General features: G+C 60.6%; 15 protein-coding genes. 6 read left to right on the top strand and 9 right to left on the bottom strand.

Going from position 1 to position 17,878, the window contains the following annotated elements; all coding sequences use genetic code 11:
• The first annotated feature begins 32 nt into the window (after nt 1–32).
• Nucleotides 33–1,088, top strand: a complete 1,056-nt coding sequence (gene speB, locus OIU37_RS32820; protein ID WP_168316098.1) for an agmatinase — start codon at nt 33–35, stop codon at nt 1,086–1,088.
• 67 nt (nt 1,089–1,155) lie between these two features.
• Here speB and OIU37_RS32815 read toward each other — a convergent pair whose 3' ends face one another.
• The 3 genes from OIU37_RS32815 to OIU37_RS32805 are packed head-to-tail and all read right to left on the bottom strand — an operon-like array spanning nt 1,156 to nt 3,703.
• Nucleotides 1,156–1,566, bottom strand: a complete 411-nt coding sequence (locus OIU37_RS32815; RefSeq protein ID WP_168307832.1) for a VOC family protein — start codon at nt 1,564–1,566, stop codon at nt 1,156–1,158.
• 18 nt (nt 1,567–1,584) lie between these two features.
• Complete coding sequence (locus tag OIU37_RS32810; RefSeq protein WP_168316097.1) at nt 1,585–2,682, bottom strand: Gfo/Idh/MocA family protein; 1,098 nt, start codon at nt 2,680–2,682, stop codon at nt 1,585–1,587.
• A 10-nt stretch (nt 2,683–2,692) separates the two neighbouring features.
• Entirely contained in the window at nt 2,693–3,703 is a 1,011-nt protein-coding gene (locus OIU37_RS32805) for a Gfo/Idh/MocA family protein (protein WP_171376438.1), read from the bottom strand.
• A 366-nt stretch (nt 3,704–4,069) separates the two neighbouring features.
• Between OIU37_RS32805 and OIU37_RS32800 the strand changes: the two genes are divergently transcribed.
• Entirely contained in the window at nt 4,070–5,230 is a 1,161-nt protein-coding gene (locus OIU37_RS32800) for a fumarylacetoacetate hydrolase family protein (RefSeq protein WP_168307835.1), read from the top strand.
• 1 nt (nt 5,231) lies between these two features.
• On the opposite strand, the gene scpA is transcribed toward OIU37_RS32800, so the two are convergent.
• Entirely contained in the window at nt 5,232–7,370 is a 2,139-nt protein-coding gene (scpA, locus tag OIU37_RS32795) for a methylmalonyl-CoA mutase (RefSeq protein ID WP_168307836.1), read from the bottom strand.
• Nucleotides 7,371–7,468: 98 nt separating this feature from the next.
• Between scpA and OIU37_RS32790 the strand changes: the two genes are divergently transcribed.
• Nucleotides 7,469–8,827 (top strand): LLM class flavin-dependent oxidoreductase, encoded by a 1,359-nt coding sequence (locus OIU37_RS32790; RefSeq protein WP_168307837.1) that lies wholly within the window; start codon nt 7,469–7,471, stop codon nt 8,825–8,827.
• Between the two features lies 1 nt (nt 8,828).
• Here the strand turns inward: OIU37_RS32790 and OIU37_RS32785 are convergent, their stop codons facing one another.
• The 5 genes from OIU37_RS32785 to OIU37_RS32765 all read right to left on the bottom strand — a co-directional run bounded on the left by OIU37_RS32785 (nt 8,829) and on the right by OIU37_RS32765 (nt 14,056).
• The gene (locus OIU37_RS32785) at nt 8,829–9,482 is read right to left on the bottom strand and encodes a methionine ABC transporter permease (protein WP_168307838.1); all 654 of its coding nucleotides are present in this window, start codon (nt 9,480–9,482) and stop codon (nt 8,829–8,831) included.
• Nucleotides 9,463–10,548 (bottom strand): methionine ABC transporter ATP-binding protein, encoded by a 1,086-nt coding sequence (locus OIU37_RS32780; RefSeq protein WP_264259890.1) that lies wholly within the window; start codon nt 10,546–10,548, stop codon nt 9,463–9,465. Before OIU37_RS32780 ends, OIU37_RS32785 begins: the two co-directional genes overlap by 20 nt.
• Nucleotides 10,549–10,991: 443 nt before the next feature.
• The gene (locus OIU37_RS32775; RefSeq protein WP_168307625.1) at nt 10,992–11,831 is read right to left on the bottom strand and encodes a MetQ/NlpA family lipoprotein; all 840 of its coding nucleotides are present in this window, start codon (nt 11,829–11,831) and stop codon (nt 10,992–10,994) included.
• 243 nt (nt 11,832–12,074) lie between these two features.
• Complete coding sequence (gene msuE / locus OIU37_RS32770; RefSeq protein WP_168307626.1) at nt 12,075–12,635, bottom strand: FMN reductase; 561 nt, start codon at nt 12,633–12,635, stop codon at nt 12,075–12,077.
• Nucleotides 12,636–12,853: 218 nt separating this feature from the next.
• Entirely contained in the window at nt 12,854–14,056 is a 1,203-nt protein-coding gene (locus tag OIU37_RS32765; protein WP_168307627.1) for an MFS transporter, read from the bottom strand.
• A 358-nt stretch (nt 14,057–14,414) separates the two neighbouring features.
• On the opposite strand from OIU37_RS32765, the gene OIU37_RS32760 reads away from it, so the two are divergent.
• The 3 genes from OIU37_RS32760 (at nt 14,415) to repB (ending at nt 17,741) form a co-directional block, all read left to right on the top strand.
• Nucleotides 14,415–14,873: a helix-turn-helix domain-containing protein gene (locus OIU37_RS32760; RefSeq protein WP_168307628.1), complete on the top strand. Its 459-nt coding sequence runs from the start codon at nt 14,415–14,417 to the stop codon at nt 14,871–14,873.
• A 558-nt stretch (nt 14,874–15,431) separates the two neighbouring features.
• On the top strand, nt 15,432–16,646 hold the full coding sequence (gene repA, locus OIU37_RS32755; protein ID WP_168307629.1) for a plasmid partitioning protein RepA: 1,215 nt from the start codon (nt 15,432–15,434) through the stop codon (nt 16,644–16,646).
• 42 nt (nt 16,647–16,688) lie between these two features.
• Entirely contained in the window at nt 16,689–17,741 is a 1,053-nt protein-coding gene (gene repB / locus OIU37_RS32750) for a plasmid partitioning protein RepB (RefSeq protein WP_264259889.1), read from the top strand.
• Nucleotides 17,742–17,878 lie beyond the last annotated feature (137 nt).

The following is a 17,878-nucleotide window of genomic DNA, read 5'->3' as shown; positions in this document are numbered from 1 at the left end:
GTGAGACGGACCTGAAGCGGAGACACGTGCGCATGGTGTGGGACAAAACGCGGCTGGAACAGCTGCGCACAGAATTTGCAGATGCCAATGGCGGCGAGATATTCGATGAGAAGTTTCGCAAAGTGGCGGAGAAGATCATCTCCAAGAGCGGCACGAGACTGGCGCCATACGCCGGAATACCGACCTTCCTCAGCGCACCCTACATGCAGGTCGCGGCCGATGATCCGGACTTCGGCAATCTCCAGGTCGCGATCACCGGAATCCCCATGGATCTTGGTGTCACCAATCGCCCTGGCTCCCGTTTCGGACCGAGAGCGCTTCGCGCCATCGAAAGAATCGGCCCTTATAATCACGTTCTCGCCACGGCGCCGGTCTTCGATCTTCGGGTCGCCGACATCGGCGATATCCAGTTCCAAAGCCGTTATCGGCTGGAGCTCAGCCACGACGACATCGAAAAGCGCATCACCCAGATCGTCGATGCCGGTGTCGCACCGCTTTCGGTCGGAGGCGATCATTCCATCAGCCATCCGATTTTGAAGGCGATCGGCCGGCAGCAACCAGTCGGCCTCATCCATATCGATGCCCACTGCGATACAAGCGGCGCCTTCGATCAGACGAAGTTTCATCACGGGGGGCCGTTCCGCAATGCGGTGCTGGATGGCGTGCTCGATCCGACAAGGACAATCCAGATTGGTATCCGTGGTTCGGCGGAATATTTGTGGGAATTCTCCTATGCGTCAGGAATGACTGTGATCCATGCCGAGGACATCAGCGGAATGGGGATTGCGGCTGTCGTTGCCAAGGCAAAATCCATCGTCGGCGATGGCCCGACTTATCTTTCCTTCGACGTCGACAGCCTCGATCCAAGTTTTGCGCCCGGCACGGGCACGCCCGAGGTCGGTGGATTGACCACGCGTGAAGTCCTTGAACTGATACGCGGGCTGAAAGGCATAAATCTGGTCGGTGGTGACGTCGTCGAAGTTGCCCCGCAATATGACGCAACGACCAACACAGCGCACGCGGCAGCACAGGTGCTCTTTGAGATCCTGAGCCTCATGGTGTTTAGTCCATCGATCGGCAAACGCTAAGGCCGACCTCGCGTACTGCTGCGGGACGGTCTGACCGCCCGCAGCGAAGCAATCGGCAGCACCTGCGTCAGCCCTGGCGGGTCTCAGAGCGTTCGGAAAGCTCGACGATGATGCCGTCGGGATCGCGAACGAAGGCGATCTTGTTCAGCATCTCGGAGTGGACGGCGAAGCGCGGCCGCTCCTTGATCTCGACGCCCGCCTGTTCAAGGCGGGTGAAGGCCTCGTCGACATTGTCGAAATGGAAGGTGAGGTGCCGGACACCGGCCGTATCGTCAGGCACGTCGACCGCCCTCGACGCGCCGCCGGGCGGCGCAAAGACCTCCAGCATGCCGCCGCCTGCATCGAGGAACGCGACCTGCATGCCATTCGCCATCGTCTTGCGCAGCACGAGACTGAGGCCGAGCAGGCCACAGTAGAAATCGACGGTGCGATCCATGTCGCTGACCGTCATGCCGACATGCTCGAAGGATTTCAGCATGGGAGAGCCCTTCCCGGTTCAGACGGTGGCCGCAGCACGCCATTCCCCTGCCGGAAGCCAGGAGCGATAGAGCGGATGATCGGCGGCGATCGGCATAGGCGTCGGTTGTCCCGTTCGCTGCGAGAAATAGGCGGCCGTTACCAGTTCCAGCGAATTGCGGGCATCCTGCAATGTCACCGGTGGGTCGATGTCCTCGACGATCGCCTTGTGGAAGAGCTCGAACTGACGGGTGTAGCCATCCTCGCCGGGCACATAGGCGGCGAGCACTTCGTCGATCCGCGCCTGATGTTCCTCTGTCCCGGCGACGAACGTCCACGGATCACGGCCCATCGTATAAGGTTCGATGATGCTTTCGGCGACGAGGTCGTTGAAGCAGAAGCGCAGCCGCGAGATTTCCTTGCGCGAACCGAGCGTCATCGACAGCGTCGCCAGCGAGCCATTCTGCATCTTCACCGAAAGGGCTGCCGTATCCTCGACCTCGATCGGATTGACCAGCGTCGCGCCATAGGAAAACACCTCGGCGCAGGGGCCATGCACATAGTTCAGCATGTCATGGGCGTGGATGGCGTGGCCGAGAAGGCCGCCGCCGAGTTCGCTCGCCCATTTGCCGCGCCAAGGCACGGCATAATAATCCGGACCGCGCCACCAATGGGTTTCGATCGTCGTCAGGAACGGCTTGCCGGCCATGCCGCGCTCGATCAGCAGCTTCAGCTTCTGCAGGCCGGACCCGTAGCGATACTGGAAGATCGGCATCAGCTTCCTGCCGGGGTAACGATCGAGGATGCGACCCATCTCGTCGACCTCGGCGATCGAGCCGAAGAGCGGCTTCTCGCAGATCACGTGTTTGCCGGATTCGATACCCTTGCGGCAGAGTTCGAAATGCGAGCTCGGCGGCGTCGAAATGTCGATGATGTCGAGATCGTCACGGGCAAACAGCGTATCCGCATCCTGCGTATATTCGCCAATGCCGTATTCCTCGCACAGCGCCCTGCCGCGTTCCTCGTCGAGCGAGCAGAGCACGGGGACTTCGAAAAGCTCCTTGTTCCAGCCGAAGCCGGCCAGATGCCGCGCAGCGATGCCTGCGCCGATGACGCCGACGCGCAATTTCCTGGTCATGATATCCTCCTCAGCGAGCGCCGATGCGCGCGGCTTTCGCCTGGGCTTCAAGCGAAAGACGGCAGACTTCAAAAACGTGGTCCTGGGTCATCGCCGTCTGCGTGCGGTTGCCGACGTCGGTAGTGAAAGCGTCGAAGTAATCGAGTTTTTCGCCGCTGCAATCGATATGGGTCATTTCCTTGCCGTTGACCAGGAAGAGGTGATCCTTGCCCGGCCGGCCGGTGATATCGATATATTTGCGCAGTTCGATGTAGCCTTCGGTGCCGAGAATGGTCAGGCGCCCGTCCCCCCAGGTCGGCAGCGCTTCCGGCGTGAACCAGTCGACACGGACATAGCCCGCCGCCTTGTCGGAACGCAGAAGCACCTCGCCGAAATCCTCGAAGGCGGGCTTGTCGGGCATGCCGAAATTGCCGATCGAGCTGGCGATGACCTCGCCTGTGGTCGAGCCGGTATAGAACAGGAACTGGTCGACCTGGTGCGAGGCGATATCGACGATGATGCCGCCGAAGGCTTCGGGATCGAAGAACCAGTCCGGCCGGGTCGGCAGTTGAAGCCGGTGTGGACCGACGCCGAGCGTCTGGATCACCTTGCCGATCGCGCCTTCGGCGACAAGCTTGCCGGCCTTGACGGCGGAGCGAACGCAGTGGCGCTCGGAAAAGCAGATCGAGAAGATCTTGCCGGTCTCGGCAACGGTGCGCCTGACGTCCTCGAGTTGGGCGAAGGTCGTCACGCCCGGCTTGTCGGTCATCACGTCCTTGCCCGATCTCATTGCGCGGATGGCAAGCCCGGCACGATCACGCGGAATGGCGGAAATGCAAATGACATCGATCGACGGATCGTCGAACAGCTTTTCCCTATCGACCTGCGGCGCGTCAGGATAGGTCTTCTCAAAGGCCTCGCGCAGTGCCGGCACCGAGGTCTGCGGGCAATAGCCGACGAATTCGCCGCCTGCGGCCAGCAATCCCTTCACGTGATCGAACGTGTGCCCATGGTCGATTCCGACGACGGCAAATCTCAACATCGCTGCAATATCCTCCTGGGATTTTCGTGCGGCCGGCTGAAGCCAGCCTCCTCCATGTTGGGCAAAACAGATAACGAAAGCCGGCTCCTGTCAAGGCGAGATGGAGGGCGAAATCGTCACCGCCTGTATTTAAATATTTGAAATTTAACAGTTATTTTGTATCTAAATAGTTATTTTGTGGGCTTTTGCAGTTGGATTCCCGAGGAAGCCCGCCGCTTGAGCCGATCAGGCGAAGGTCTTTTTCTCCCGCGCATCTTGCCCCGTCATCATGAATGTGATCGATTTTGGTCGTCGCCGGGTCGGAGGGCGGCAACACCTCGCAATTTTTAAAAGAGCTCTTCTCGCTCGCCTTGATGGAAGATCACCATGTCTCAAGCTCTTCTCGATGTCGCCGCTTCAGATGGTCTTTTTGTCGGTCGCATCTGGAATCCCGAAGCGGAGGGACCGAGCATTGTGACGTTACGCGAGGGCATGCTGGTCGACATCACGTCGCGCGAGACGCCAACGCTGAGCGCCCTGCTCGAGCGGCAGGATGCCGCCGCCTTCGTCCGTGCAGCAAGTGGCAAGGCGGTTGGCTCGCTGGCGGACATCGCCGCCAACAGTACCGGTGCTCCGGATCAAACGCGCCCTTATCTCCTTGCGCCCGTCGACCTGCAGGCAGTCAAGGCCTGCGGCGTCACCTTTGCGCAGTCGATGATCGAGCGCGTCATCGAGGAGAAGGCGGCCGGCAGTCCGGAGCGTGCGGCCTCAATCCGCGAGCGAGTCAGCACGCTGATCGGCGGCAGCCTCACCAATCTGAAGGCCGGCTCGCCGGAGGCCGCCAAGGTCAAGCAGGCGCTGATCGACGAGGGCATGTGGTCGCAATATCTCGAGGTCGGTATCGGGCCGGATGCCGAAGTCTTCACCAAGTCGCCGGTGCTCTCCTCCGTCGGCTGGGGCGCGGATGTCGGCCTGCATCCGATCTCGACCTGGAACAACCCCGAGCCGGAAATCGTGCTCGCGGTCAACAGCCGCGGCGAAATCAAGGGTGCGACGCTCGGCAACGACGTCAACCTGCGCGACGTCGAGGGCCGCTCGGCGCTGCTGCTCGGCAAGGCCAAGGATAACAACGCCTCGTGCTCGATCGGTCCTTTCATCCGCCTGTTCGATGCCGGCTACAGCCTCGATGATGTACGGAAGGCCGAACTCGACCTGAAGGTGTCAGGCAAGGACGGTTTCGTGCTGCACGGCAAGAGTTCGATGTCGCAGATCAGCCGCGACCCGACCGATCTCGTCAAGCAGACGGTCGGCGCCCATCATCAGTATCCCGACGGTTTCATGCTTTTCCTCGGCACGCTGTTTGCGCCGACGCAGGACCGCGACGCGCCGAAGCAAGGCTTCACCCACAAGATCGGCGATGTCGTCGAGATTTCCTCGGCAGGCCTCGGTGCGCTCGTCAACACCGTGCGCCTTTCCACCGAATGTCCGCCATGGACCTTCGGCATTTCGGCGCTGATGAGCAATCTGGCGAAGCGCGGTCTTCTCTAAATTACTGATTCCGTCGCCTGCCCTGCAGCAGGTCGAGAACGGAGTTTGCCGCCTCGAGAACGTTTGTCCCCGGGCCGAACACGGCTGCAACGCCGTGTTCGTGCAGGAATTCATAGTCCTGCCGCGGGATGACACCGCCGCAGACGACAATGATATCACCACCGCCCTGTTCCCTCAGCCTGTCGATCAGCTGTGGTAGCAGCGTCCTGTGACCGGCCGCCAATGACGAGACGCCGACGACGTTGACCTTTTCGCTGAGTGCGACACCGGCGGCTTCCTCCGGTGTCTGGAAAAGGGGACCGGCGAGCACGTCGAAGCCGATATCGCCGAAAGCCGAGGCGATCACTTTGGCGCCTCGGTCGTGCCCGTCCTGGCCGAGCTTGGCGACCATGATCTTCGGCCGGTGACCCATGGCTTCCGTCACTTCGGTCATGCGAGTCTTGAGCACGGCGAGCTCCGGCTCATTTTCATACGCTTGGCCATAGACGCCCTTGATCACCACAGGCGTGGCGGCATGGTCGCCGAAGGCATCGCGCATGGCATCCGATATCTCGCCGACCGTGGCGCGGGCTCGGGCCGCCTCGATGGCGGCTTCCAGCAGGTTGCCATTGCCGTTCTGTGCGATCTCGGCCAGGGCCGCCAGCGTCTCGCGCACGGCTCCGCCATCGCGCCGCCGCTTCGTTTCCTCGATACGTCTGATCTGCGCTTTGCGCACCGCGCTATTGTCGATCTCCAGAATGTCGATCGGCTGTTCGTTGTCGAGCCTGTAGCGGTTGACGCCGACGATGACCTCCTCGCCCTTGTCGACGGCCGCCTGCCGGCGCGCGGCCGCTTCCTCGATCAGCCGTTTCGGCAGGCCGTTATTGACGGCCTTCGTCATGCCGCCCAGCGCCTCCACCTCCTCGATCAGCGCCCAGGCCTTGTCGGCAAGCTCCTTCGTCAGGCTTTCGACGTAATAGGAGCCCGCCAGCGGATCGACCACCTTGGTGACGCCAGTCTCATGCTGGAGGATCAGCTGGGTGTTGCGGGCGATGCGGGCGGAAAACTCCGTCGGCAGCGCGATCGCCTCGTCGAAGGAATTGGTGTGGAGCGACTGCGTGCCGCCGAGCACGGCCGACATCGCCTCGAAAGCGGTGCGGATGATGTTGTTATAAGGATCCTGTTCCTGCAATGAGACGCCGGAGGTCTGGCAATGGGTGCGCAGCATCAGCGAGGAAGCCTTCTTCGGCTGGAACTCCTCCATGATGCGGGTCCAAAGCAGGCGGGCGGCGCGAAGCTTTGCCGCCTCCATGAAGAAGTTCATGCCGATCGCGAAGAAGAAGGAGAGCCTACCGGCGAAATCATCGACATTGAGGCCCTTGGCGATCGCCGCCCTGACATATTCGCGCCCGTCGGCCAGCGTGAAGGCGAGTTCCTGCACCAGCGTCGCGCCGGCCTCCTGCATGTGATAGCCGGAGATGGAGATCGAATTGAATTTCGGCATCTCCCTTGCCGTATATTCGATGATGTCGGCAACGATCCGCATCGAAGGTTCCGGCGGATAGATATAGGTGTTGCGGACCATGAACTCCTTGAGGATGTCGTTCTGAATGGTCCCCGAGAGCTCGGCCCGCGAGACGCCCTGCTCCTCGCCGGCCACGATGAAGGAAGCGAGGATCGGGATGACGGCGCCGTTCATGGTCATCGACACCGACATGTCGCCGAGCGGAATGCCGTCGAACAGGATCTTCATGTCCTCGACGCTGTCGATCGCCACACCGGCCTTGCCGACATCGCCTTCGACGCGGGGATGGTCGCTGTCATAACCGCGATGGGTGGCAAGATCGAAGGCGACCGACAGGCCCTTCTGGCCGGCGGCCAGGTTGCGGCGATAGAAAGCGTTCGATTCCTCTGCCGTCGAGAAGCCGGCATATTGGCGGATCGTCCAGGGACGGCCGGCATACATCGTCGCCCGCGGGCCGCGGGTGAAGGGTGAAAAACCGGGAAGCGAGCCGAGGTGCTCGGCGCTTTCGATATCCTCGGCCGTATAGAGCGGCTTGACGGCAATGCCTTCCGGCGTTTGCCAGGTCAGCGTTTCGGACGAGGCGCGCAATTCCTTCTGCGCCAGTTCCGCCCAATCCGACAGCGTCTTTTTCGTCATACCTTTCCTCCGGCTTATTTCATCCGCACCCTACCATTTCACAGGATCGCCGTGCGATACAAATCCCTGATTTTTATTCCCAGCTCTGGACCCGTCCGATGAAGACAATGCAGATCTATGCCTTCGACATGAACTGCGTCGGGCACATTAACCACGGCCTGTGGACGCATCCGCGCGACCGCTCAGCGCATTATACCGATCTCGACTACTGGACGGAGTTTGCCAAGACCGCCGAACGCGGTAAGCTGGACGGCATCTTCCTGGCCGATATCGTCGGCGTCTATGACGTCTATAAGGCTAGCCCGGCGCCGGTGATCGAGACGGGTGCGCAGATCCCGGTCAATGATCCGCTGATCCCGATTTCGGCGATGGCCTATGTCACGAAACATCTGGGTTTCGGCGTCACCGTCAACACCACCTACGAGCCACCCTTCCTGCTGGCACGGCGCATGTCGACCCTCGATCATCTGACCAAGGGACGGATCGGCTGGAACATCGTCACCGGTTATCTCGACAGTGCCGCACGCAGCATGGGTTTCGACAAGCTGCCGGAACATGATGCGCGTTACGATGCGGCCGAGGAATATCTCGAGATCCTCTACAAGCTCTGGGAAGGGAGCTGGGACGACGATGCGGTGCTGCGTGACAAGGCGGGCGGCATCTATGCCGATCCCTCCAAAATACGCACGGTCCGTCACGACGGCAAATATTACCGGATGGAAGGCATCCATCTTTCCGAGCCCTCGCCGCAGCGCACGCCCCTGCTCTTCCAGGCCGGCGCCTCGGCACGCGGGCAGGATTTCGCCGCACGCCACGCCGAATGCGTCTTCATCGCCGGCCCGAATCCCAAGGCGGCCAAGCCGACCGTCGATGCGCTGCGGGGAAAGGCGGAGGAATTCGGCCGCGGCGCCGACGCACTCAAAATTCTGAGCCTGGTCACCATCGTCGTCGGGCGGACGGAGAAGGAAGCACGGGACAAGCTAGAGGACTATCGCCGCCATGCGAGCGTCGAGGCCTCGCTTGCGCATTACTCCGCTTCCGTCGGCATCGATTTTTCGAAGTATGGATTGGACGACGTCATTGACCAGAGCTCGACCAACGCCAACCAATCCGCACTCGCGGCCATCACGAAACAGGCAGCGAAGCCGGTGACGCTGCGTGACATCATCGACCAGATGGTGCTCGGCAGCCGGATGAAACCGATGGTGGGCTCGCCCGACCAGATCGCCGATCATCTCACGACATGGATCGAGGAGGGTGGCATCGACGGCTTCAATCTGGCGCGGACAGTGGCGCCGGAAAGCCTGCGCGATTTCGTCGACCTGGTCGTCCCAGTGCTGCAGGAGCGCGGCGTCTTCAAGGCGGACTATGCTGCAGGACCCTTGCGGCAGAAGCTTTTCGGCGGCGGGAACGGCAGGTTGCCCGCCGCTCATCCCGCAGCCCAGTTCCGGCGCTGATTTATCGGTGGTCCAGCCTGGCAACCAGCCGGTCGCCAAGCCACTGGATGCCGCAAACGAGCACGATGAGGACGGCCACCACCGCGATCATCACACTGGTTTCGAAACGTTGATAACCATAGCGGATAGCGAGGTCGCCGAGGCCGCCGGCGCCGATCGCGCCCGCCATGGCCGAGGCGCCGATCAGCGTCACCAGCGTGACGGTGAAACCGGCGACGATGCCCGGCAGCGCTTCAGGCACCAGCACCTCGCGGATGATCGTCCAGCGGTTGCCACCCATGGCGCGCACGGCGTCGATCAGCCCGCGGTCGACCTCACGCAGCGACACTTCGGCGATGCGGGCGTAATAGGGCGTTGCGGCGATGGAGAGCGGCACGATGGCCGCCCAGGTGCCGAGCGCGGTGCCGACGATCAGCCGCGTCAGCGGGATTAGCGCCACCAGCAGGATGATGAACGGCACTGAGCGAAAGCCGTTGATGACCGCGCCGAGCACACGATTGATCCAGAGGTTTTCGGCGATGCCGCCGCGCGCCGTCGCGACCAGGGCAAGGCCGAGCGGCAGGCCGGCGACGAGCGAAATCAATCCCGAGGCTAGGGTCATCAGGATCGTCTCCCAAAGGGAGCGAATGAGCAGTTCAAGCATGATCGGTGTCATAACCAAGCACCTCCACCCGGGCGGACCGGGCCGTCAGGAATTGTTCGACCTTTCCGGCAAGCGCGGGGTCGCGCGCTGGAACGGCGATGAAGAACCGCGCCACCGGCTGGTTCTGGATATGGTCGATGCCGCCATGGACGAGGCGGAAGGAATGCGGCAATGCTGCCGAGAGTTCGGCAAACAGCGCGCCCTGCGCCTGCGGCCCGGCGAGATCGACGCTGAGGATCGCTTCGCTGCCCGCCGTCGCCGATAGCCGGCCGGCGATATGCTCAGGAAGCTGCGGGCGGATGCCGCCGAGCAGGCTCCCGGTGATATCAGCCTGCGGGTTGGCGAAGACCGACCAGACCTGCCCTTCCTCGACGATCCGCCCGGCATCGATGACCGCGACGCGATCGGCAATGCCGCGTACCACTTCCATCTCGTGGGTGATGAGCAGAATGGTCAGTCCGAGCTTACGATTGATGTCCTTCAGCAGTGCCAGGATCGACCGGGTCGTTTCCGGATCGAGCGCCGATGTCGCCTCGTCGGACAGCAGCAGCGCCGGGCGTGCCGCGAGTGCCCGGGCGATGCCGACGCGTTGTTTCTGGCCGCCGGACAGCGATGAGGGATAGGCCTTGGCCTTGTCTGCAAGGCCGACGAGGTCGAGCAGTTCATGCGCCCGTTTCAGGCGCTCGCTCTTTGCAAGACCCTCGATCTTTAGCGGCAGCGCGACGTTTTCTTCGACGGTTTTGGCGGAAAGCAGATTGAAATGTTGGAAGATCATGCCGATGCGACGGCGCAGCGGCTGCAGTTCCTGTTCTGAAAGGCCGGTGATCTCTCGGCCTTCGATGAGGATCTCGCCGCTATCGGCGCGCTCCAGGCCGTTCAGGCAGCGGATCAGCGTCGATTTGCCGGCGCCGCTGCGGCCGATGATGCCGAGGATCTCGCCTCTCTTCACCGTCAGCGAAACACCGTCAAGGGCTGCGGTGGCGCCGAACCGCCGCTTCACGTCGGTCAGCCTCACCACCTCTTCGGTCGCCGCTTGCGGCTGCGTCTCGATCGCCGTGGTGGAAACAAAGGAATTCATGTGCTTTTCCTTACAAATACTGAAGGCGGCCTGGGCAAGAACGCCCGGACCGCCTGTCGGCAGGCCTTAGAGCCTTTCCGGGTTAGATTGCAGCATTCTGTTGGCTCAAACGGAGTCGGATGGTCGACCGGCCGGCGCGCGTCGTAGCCCAGTTCTACGGCCAAGCCGGCCGGTCGATCAGGCGGCCCGTTTCAGCCAACCCTCCCGCAGATTTGCCTGGCAAATCTGCAAGACTTTAAAATCGGCGGGCGCACCTATCGCTTCGCCATGGCGAAGCGGTGCGGCCGGTGGGCCGTGCATCTTTCCGTCAGGGCAGAGGCGATCGGCTCGGACGTACCAAGGGGTATGCCCGTCGCCAATCGCCTCTGCCCTGACGAAAACCTGCTCCGGCAGAATGCTGCAATCTAACCCGGTAAGGCTCTAACCCCCAGCCCTGCCCCGGATCAATAGGCGCTGAGACCCGTTCCCTTGTAGACCTTGTCGAACTCGGCCTTGACGGTGTCGTTCTGATAAGAAGAAACAAGGGTCTTGACCCAGTCGGCATCCTTGTTGTCGTCCTTGACGGCGATGAAGTTGCGGTACGGATTGTCGTCGACCGGCTCTTGGGCGATGCGTTCGGCCGGCGAAAGACCGCTTTTCAACGCCCAATCGGTGTTGACGATACCGGCATCCAGATCGTCGATCGAGCGGCCGACGATGCCGGCGTCGAGTTCCTTGATCTCGATCTTCTTCGGATTGTCGGTGACGTCGGCGACGGTTGCGAGAATGCCGGTGTCGTCCTTCAGTTTGATCAGGCCTTCGCTCTGGAGAACGCGCAGCGCGCGGCCTTCGTTCGAGGGATCGTTCGGCACGCCGATGACGGCACCTTCCGGGATCTCGGCGACGGATTTGTATTTCTTGGTGTAAAGGCCAATCGGCCAGACCCCGGTATAACCAACGCGGACGATGTGATAGCCGTGCTGCTTGATCTGGTTGTCGAGATAGGGCTGGTGCTGGAAGGCGTTGGCGTCGATTTCGCCGCGCTCCAGCGCTTCATTCGGCTGGGTGTAGTCGTTGAAGGTGACGGTCTCGATCTTGAGACCCTTCTTGCCCGCCTCGCTCGCGACCACGCGCCAAATGTCCTCCTCCTCGCCGGCCATGATGCCGACCTTGATCGACTTGTCCTCGGCATGGGAAGGAGTAGGTGCTGCAAAGGCAAAGACTGCGGCCGCCGAAACGGCGACGGCGGCAAGAGCCGCCCGGCGTGAAAGGTGGAAGCCGTGAAGATTTTTGTTCTTGGTCATTGTATATCCCGTCTGACTGAATGAGGCCGAACGCCCCGAGCAGGCTGATCATGGCAAATGCGCGGATCGCGAGCGAAGCACGAATGTCTGATGTGGAGGAAGGGCCGGAAAAACTCTTGCCCTGCCATCGATATCGGCAGGATAAATTTCCATCAATTTTGTGGATTAATTGCGGCTCGTGAGCATGTTGCAAAATGCAAACGGCGCCTCCGTGGCGCCGTTTCAAGCTTATCCCGACGCTCTTCACTCGGCAGCGATAAGTGCCTGATTGCGGCTGGGAAAGAAGGCCGCGAGCTCGCCGATGACCTCCCCGATCCGCTTGGAAAGTGGTTCGGACGAGACACGGTAATTGCTGAAGTCACGGTCGGACGCGTAAACCGCTGTCGGCAGCGTGTGAGACATGAAAAAACCGAAGAGCGGGCGGAGCTGGTGCTCGACCATCAGCGCATGCCGGTCGCCACCGCCGGTCGCGGTGATGATGATCGGCTTGGCGCGCAGCTCATGCGGGGCGATCAAGTCGATCAGATGCTTGAAGAGGCCGGGATAACTGCCCTTGTAAGTCGGAGCTCCGATGACCAGCACATCGGCATTGACGATGTCGTCGATGACTTCCTTAGCGCGACTGTCGAGATCGTCACGGCGCAGCGCCTGGCCAAGCGAGGGGCCGACATCGGTCAAATCGTAGATCGTGTTGTCGAAGCCGTATTTCTCGCCGGCGAGACCGGCAATGTTTTCGACAAGCGCAAAGGTTTTCGAGGGGCGGTTGAAACTACCCGCAAGGCCGACCAGTTTGGGAGCAGACATGCCATTTCCTTCCAATATCGTGCCGAGACCGACGTTATTATTGGACGAATATTATCTATAAAAATAGTGGATTAAAGGAATGGTGATCCCTCTTCTCCATAGGAGGAGAAAAATACGTTCGGGCCTGTGGGGATGGCGACGTGTGAAACTGAATGACGCATCGAGCCGGAGTGTCGGTGACATTCCGGCTCGATCGATTGTCGATAAGCGATGTCGCCTCAAACTGGTTTCTGCTTGGGAATACGCGGCAGGAAGACCGTCAGGAGACCGAGCAGCGGCAGATAGGAGCAGATGCGGTAGACGAAATCGATGCCATGGGTATCGGCGAAACTCCCGAGCAGTGCTGCACCAAGCCCCCCTGCCCCGAATGCGAAGCCAAAGAAGACCCCGGCAATCAGCCCGACGCGCCCGGGCACCAGTTCCTGCGCGAAGACGACGATTGCCGAGAAGGCCGACGCGAAGATCAGGCCGATGACGACGCTGAGCACACCCGTCCAGAAGAGGTTCGCATAGGGAAGCAAGAGCGCGAAGGGAATGACGCCGAGGATCGAGAACCAGATGACGAAACGGGCACCGAAGCGATCGCCGATCGGGCCACCGAGGAAGGTGCCGACGGCGACCGAGCCGAGGAACAGGAAGAGCATCAGCTGTGCCTGCTGCACGCTGAGGGCAAACTTGTCGATGACATAGAAGGTGAAGTAGCTCGACACGCTGGCCATGTAGACATTCTTCGTCGCCGTCAGCAGCACGAGAATCAGCAGCGCCCAGACAACCCGGTTCTGCGGCAGCGGCAGGGTTCGGCTTATTGCCGGTTTGCTGGCATTCTGACGCCTGTGGCTGATGTACCAGTTGCCGACCCAACTCAGCACCACCATGCCGACCATGGCGATGGCGGCGAACCAGGAGACGCTGTGCTGACCGAGCGGCAGCACGATGAAGGCGGCGAGCAACGGACCGATCGCCTGGCCGGCATTGCCGCCGACCTGGAAGAAGGATTGCGCGAAACCGTGGCGACCGCCGGAGGCAAGACGGGCAACGCGCGAAGATTCCGGGTGGAAGACCGCCGAGCCGAAGCCGATCAGGCTTGCGGCAACCAGCAACAAGGCGAAACTGCCGGCATTGCCGAGTAGAATGAGGCCGCAAAAGGTGCTCGCCATGCCGACCGGCAGCGAATAGGGCATCGGCCAGCGGTCGGTGACGATGCCGACGAGCGGCTGCAGCAGCGAAGCCGTGACCTGGAACGTCATGGTGAGGAGACCGATCTGCACGAAATCGAGATCGTAGTTCGCCTTGAACAGCGGGTAGAGTGAGGCGAGCAGCGACTGCATGATGTCGTTCAGCATGTGGCAGAAGCTGACCGCCATCAGGATAGACATCGTTGTTTTTTCGAAACGGGGCGCGCGCTCGGCAACGGTTGCCATCAATAGTTCTCCTGCACAGGCACAGCCGGTGCCGTGCGACGTCGCTTTTGTTCGATGGATTTTCGGGCGATCGGGGCTGGGAAGACTCTCGTGCGACGGTCGCTGAACTGCATTTAGCGTAAGCCGCCACGCAATTACAGCCCAGTTTTATCCGTATTGGTACGGCTTTTGTCCGATTTGCGTTTCCGCCGAGTGATTTCTGCGTGATTTCACGTCGTTCCGGACGGGGGCTTTCATATCACAGTCAGTCGCGATCGTCGCATATCCACTATGCTATATGAAAACAACCATGGAAAACTGGTGCGGGGGATACTACAGCTGCGCCGATTGAAAATGCGATCGAGGCTGAACACACGCGATGAATGTCAAGACAGCGAATGCAATAGACAGCTACGTCGGAGCGCGCATCAGAATGCGCCGGCAGTTGCTCGGGATGAGCCAGGAACGGCTTGCCGAGCAGATCGGCGTGACCTTTCAGCAGGTTCAGAAATACGAGAAGGGCATCAACCGCATCGGCGCGAGCCGGCTGCAGCGGATCGCCGAGGTGCTACACACGTCGCCGAGCTTCTTCTTCGAACAGGAGAATTCCGAGCCTTTGACGCTACAAGGGCTGGATCTATCCGCGAATATGGATCCGGTCGCCGAATTCCTGCGAACGAAAGAGGGATTGGTGCTCAACCGCGCCTTTCTAAAGATCGCCGATAGCAATATCCGCGAAACGGTCATCGCGCTGGTGAAGGCGATGGCGCAGGCGGAAAGTCGCGGTCTGACATTGGGAGCTTCCGTAGCGGATATCACCCTTCCGCGCGGAGAATAGGCGAGTATCGCAGCGTTGCGCCTGGCGAGCCGACCGGACAATCAGTGGCATTTCCCGAAAGGGTCTGCTTGCGATTTGGCATTTGCCGGATCGCTATTCGAAGGACGGCGCGGAGCTGGGCGCTGAATTCGCCGCCTATCGCCTGGATCTTGCCTCTGCGCTCTGCTGCAGGACCTCGACAGTAACGGCGTGTCCCCTCCCCCAGGCAGAAAATCAGGACGGTTCTCCGCCACGCGGCACTGAACAGTCACGGACTGTCCAGGTGGTTTGCCCATCGCGGTGTTTCAAAGAACTATGCACGCACGACATCTCGATTCCGACGTATCCGATCGGCTATGATGCCGGTTGCGCGGCCTTGCTCTTGCGATTCGGCCAGCGAATGCGCGATTGCTGCTCCGACAGCGGCCGCCCGGGCGGCGTGTTCAAGCCTTTGAAAAAGATTGGACAACCTGGCCGTAGGGTCTTGTTAACCCTATTTGCCTTGCCACTCCTCCAGAATCGGCGCTAAATGCGGTTTCACAGCACGTAGGGCTTTTAAATCGCATTTTCGAGATTTCCATGAATATGGCACCGCAGATAGAAAAAGCAATTTCCGATGTCGACCAGCTGATTATTGGTCAGGCGCAGGAACTGTCCGACAAGCTGAAGCAGCATCGGCTCGAGATGTTTCCGCCGCGTGCATTGAAGGGCCTGAGGGAATTTCAGCTTGCCGAGGCGGCGCGTTTCCTCGGTGTCACCAGCGGCTATCTTCGCAACCTATCTCTGGAAGGCAAAGGCGCCCTTCCCCAGGTCACGCCGTCGGGCCGTCGATCCTATACGGCGGACCAAATGGAAGAGATGCGCAGCTTCCTGGAGCACAATGCCCGCGCCGGAACGCATTATATCCGTCATCGCCGCGGCAACGAACATCTGCAGGTCGTTGCGGTCGTCAACTTCAAGGGTGGCAGCGGCAAGACGACGAGTGCAGCACACCTTGCCCAGCACCTTGCCCTGACGGGTCACCGTGTCCTTGCCGTCGACCTCGATCCGCAGGCCTCTCTCTCCGCCATTCACGGCTTTCAGCCGGAGTTCGATGTCAACGAGAATGAGACGCTCTACGCCGCCATTCGCTATGACGATCAGCGGCGGCCGCTAAGGGAGATCATCCGGCCGACGAATTTCCCGAATCTTCATCTGGTGCCGGGCAATCTCGAACTGATGGAATTCGAGCATGATACGCCGCGCGTCCTTGCTCAGGGCAAGGCGGGTGACTATGGACGCGTCTTCTTCGCGCGGCTGGACGAGGCGCTGTCTTCAGTCGCTGACGATTACGACGTCGTCATCATCGACTGCCCTCCCCAGCTCGGCTTTTTGACCATGAGCGCCATTTGCGGTGCAACGGCAGTTCTGATCACCGTTCATCCTCAGATGCTCGACGTCATGTCGATGTGCCAATTCCTGCAGATGCTCGGCGAGGTGCTGAACACACTGAAAGGCGCCGGTGGCAATATGAATCTCGACTGGTTGCGTTATCTCGTCACTCGCTACGATCCGCAGGACGGGCCGCAGACGCAAATGGTCGCCTTCATGCGCTCGATGTTCAAGAACCATGTGCTTACCAATCCGATGTTGCGCAGCGTCGCGATCTCCGATGCGGCGATGACCAACCAGACGCTTTACGAAGTCGAGCGGAACCAGTTTACCCGCGCGACCTATGACCGCGCCATGGAGGCGATGGATGCCGTCAACACCGAGATCGCCGATCTCATCCACAAGGCTTGGGGGCGGAAATGACCGAGAAGTTTACTGCGGTAAACTGGGACGAGGAGCTGGCTTATGGCGCGTAAGAATCTCCTCTCGGGCCTGATGGACGATTCCAAGAAGTTTACTGCGGTAAACAATGAGGACGAACCGCCCCACAGGGACGAGAAGCAGCAGATCACCTATAAGGGGATCGGCGCTCTAGGTGCCGTGACGCGCAGTATTGATGCGCTGGCTGCCAAGGCCGATGCGGCCAAAGCGATCGAGGAGAAGCTGGCGACCGGTGAGACGGTGATTGATCTCGACCCTGCCCTGATCGAAGATTCCTTCGTGACGGACCGGCTGGCGCATACCGACGAACAGTTTCGCGAATTGGTCGAGGCGATCCGGCTGCGCGGTCAGGATTCGCCGATCCTCGTCCGTCCGCATCCTGAGAAGGACGGCCGATATCAGATCGCCTTCGGCCACCGTCGCGCCCGGGCCGCCAAGGAACTCGGTCGACCTGTCCGTGCCGTGGTCAAGAAACTTGACGATCGAGACCATGTCATTGCGCAGGGCCAGGAGAATTCGGCACGCGCCGATCTCTCCTTCATCGAGAGGACGATGTTTGCCGACAAGCTCGACACGTTGGGCTTCGACAGGGAAACGATCATATCTGCGCTCAGCGCCGACAAGACGACGGTTTCCAAGATGCTGTCCGTCACCAAGCGGATCCCAGCCGAAGTCCTGACCGCCATCGGTGCGGCCAAGACCACCGGCCGTGATCGTTGGCACGATCTGTCCGTGAAATTCGAGACCGAAAATATTGCCGCACGAGCGATCGAGTTCACCAGATCGGCGGAATTCGGGACAGCGGAGCCGGATGCCCGTTTCGATATGCTGGTTGCCTTCATCAGCAGGAGGCAACAACAGGCCTCATCGATAGCGGCGCTTCAGCCCGCCGCTCACGCCTGGCAGCACAAGGACGGTGCGGTCAAGGCGAAGATCAAGGATGACGGGAAACAGTTCACCATCGCGCTGAAGGCGGAGAAGGCGTCTGCCTTTGGAGCCTACATCGCCAGCAATCTGGATCGTCTCTACGAGGCGTTCGAGAAGACACAGGATTTGACGAAGAACGGAGATCAATAAGCAAAAGAAAAGGCCCCCGAACGTTGCCGTCGCGGAAGCCCTCTCTGATCTAGACACCCAGAGAATCACATTTCCGCGAATCATAGTCAAGAGTCTTTGGCACCGAATTTGGTGAGCCGTGATCTTTTGCCTTGAAG

This window comes from Rhizobium sp. BT-226 (assembly GCF_025847085.2).
Classification (GTDB): domain Bacteria; phylum Pseudomonadota; class Alphaproteobacteria; order Rhizobiales; family Rhizobiaceae; genus Rhizobium; species Rhizobium sophorae.
The sequence above is the reverse complement of the archived record's forward strand: the minus strand, read 5'-3'. Positions and strand labels throughout refer to the sequence as shown.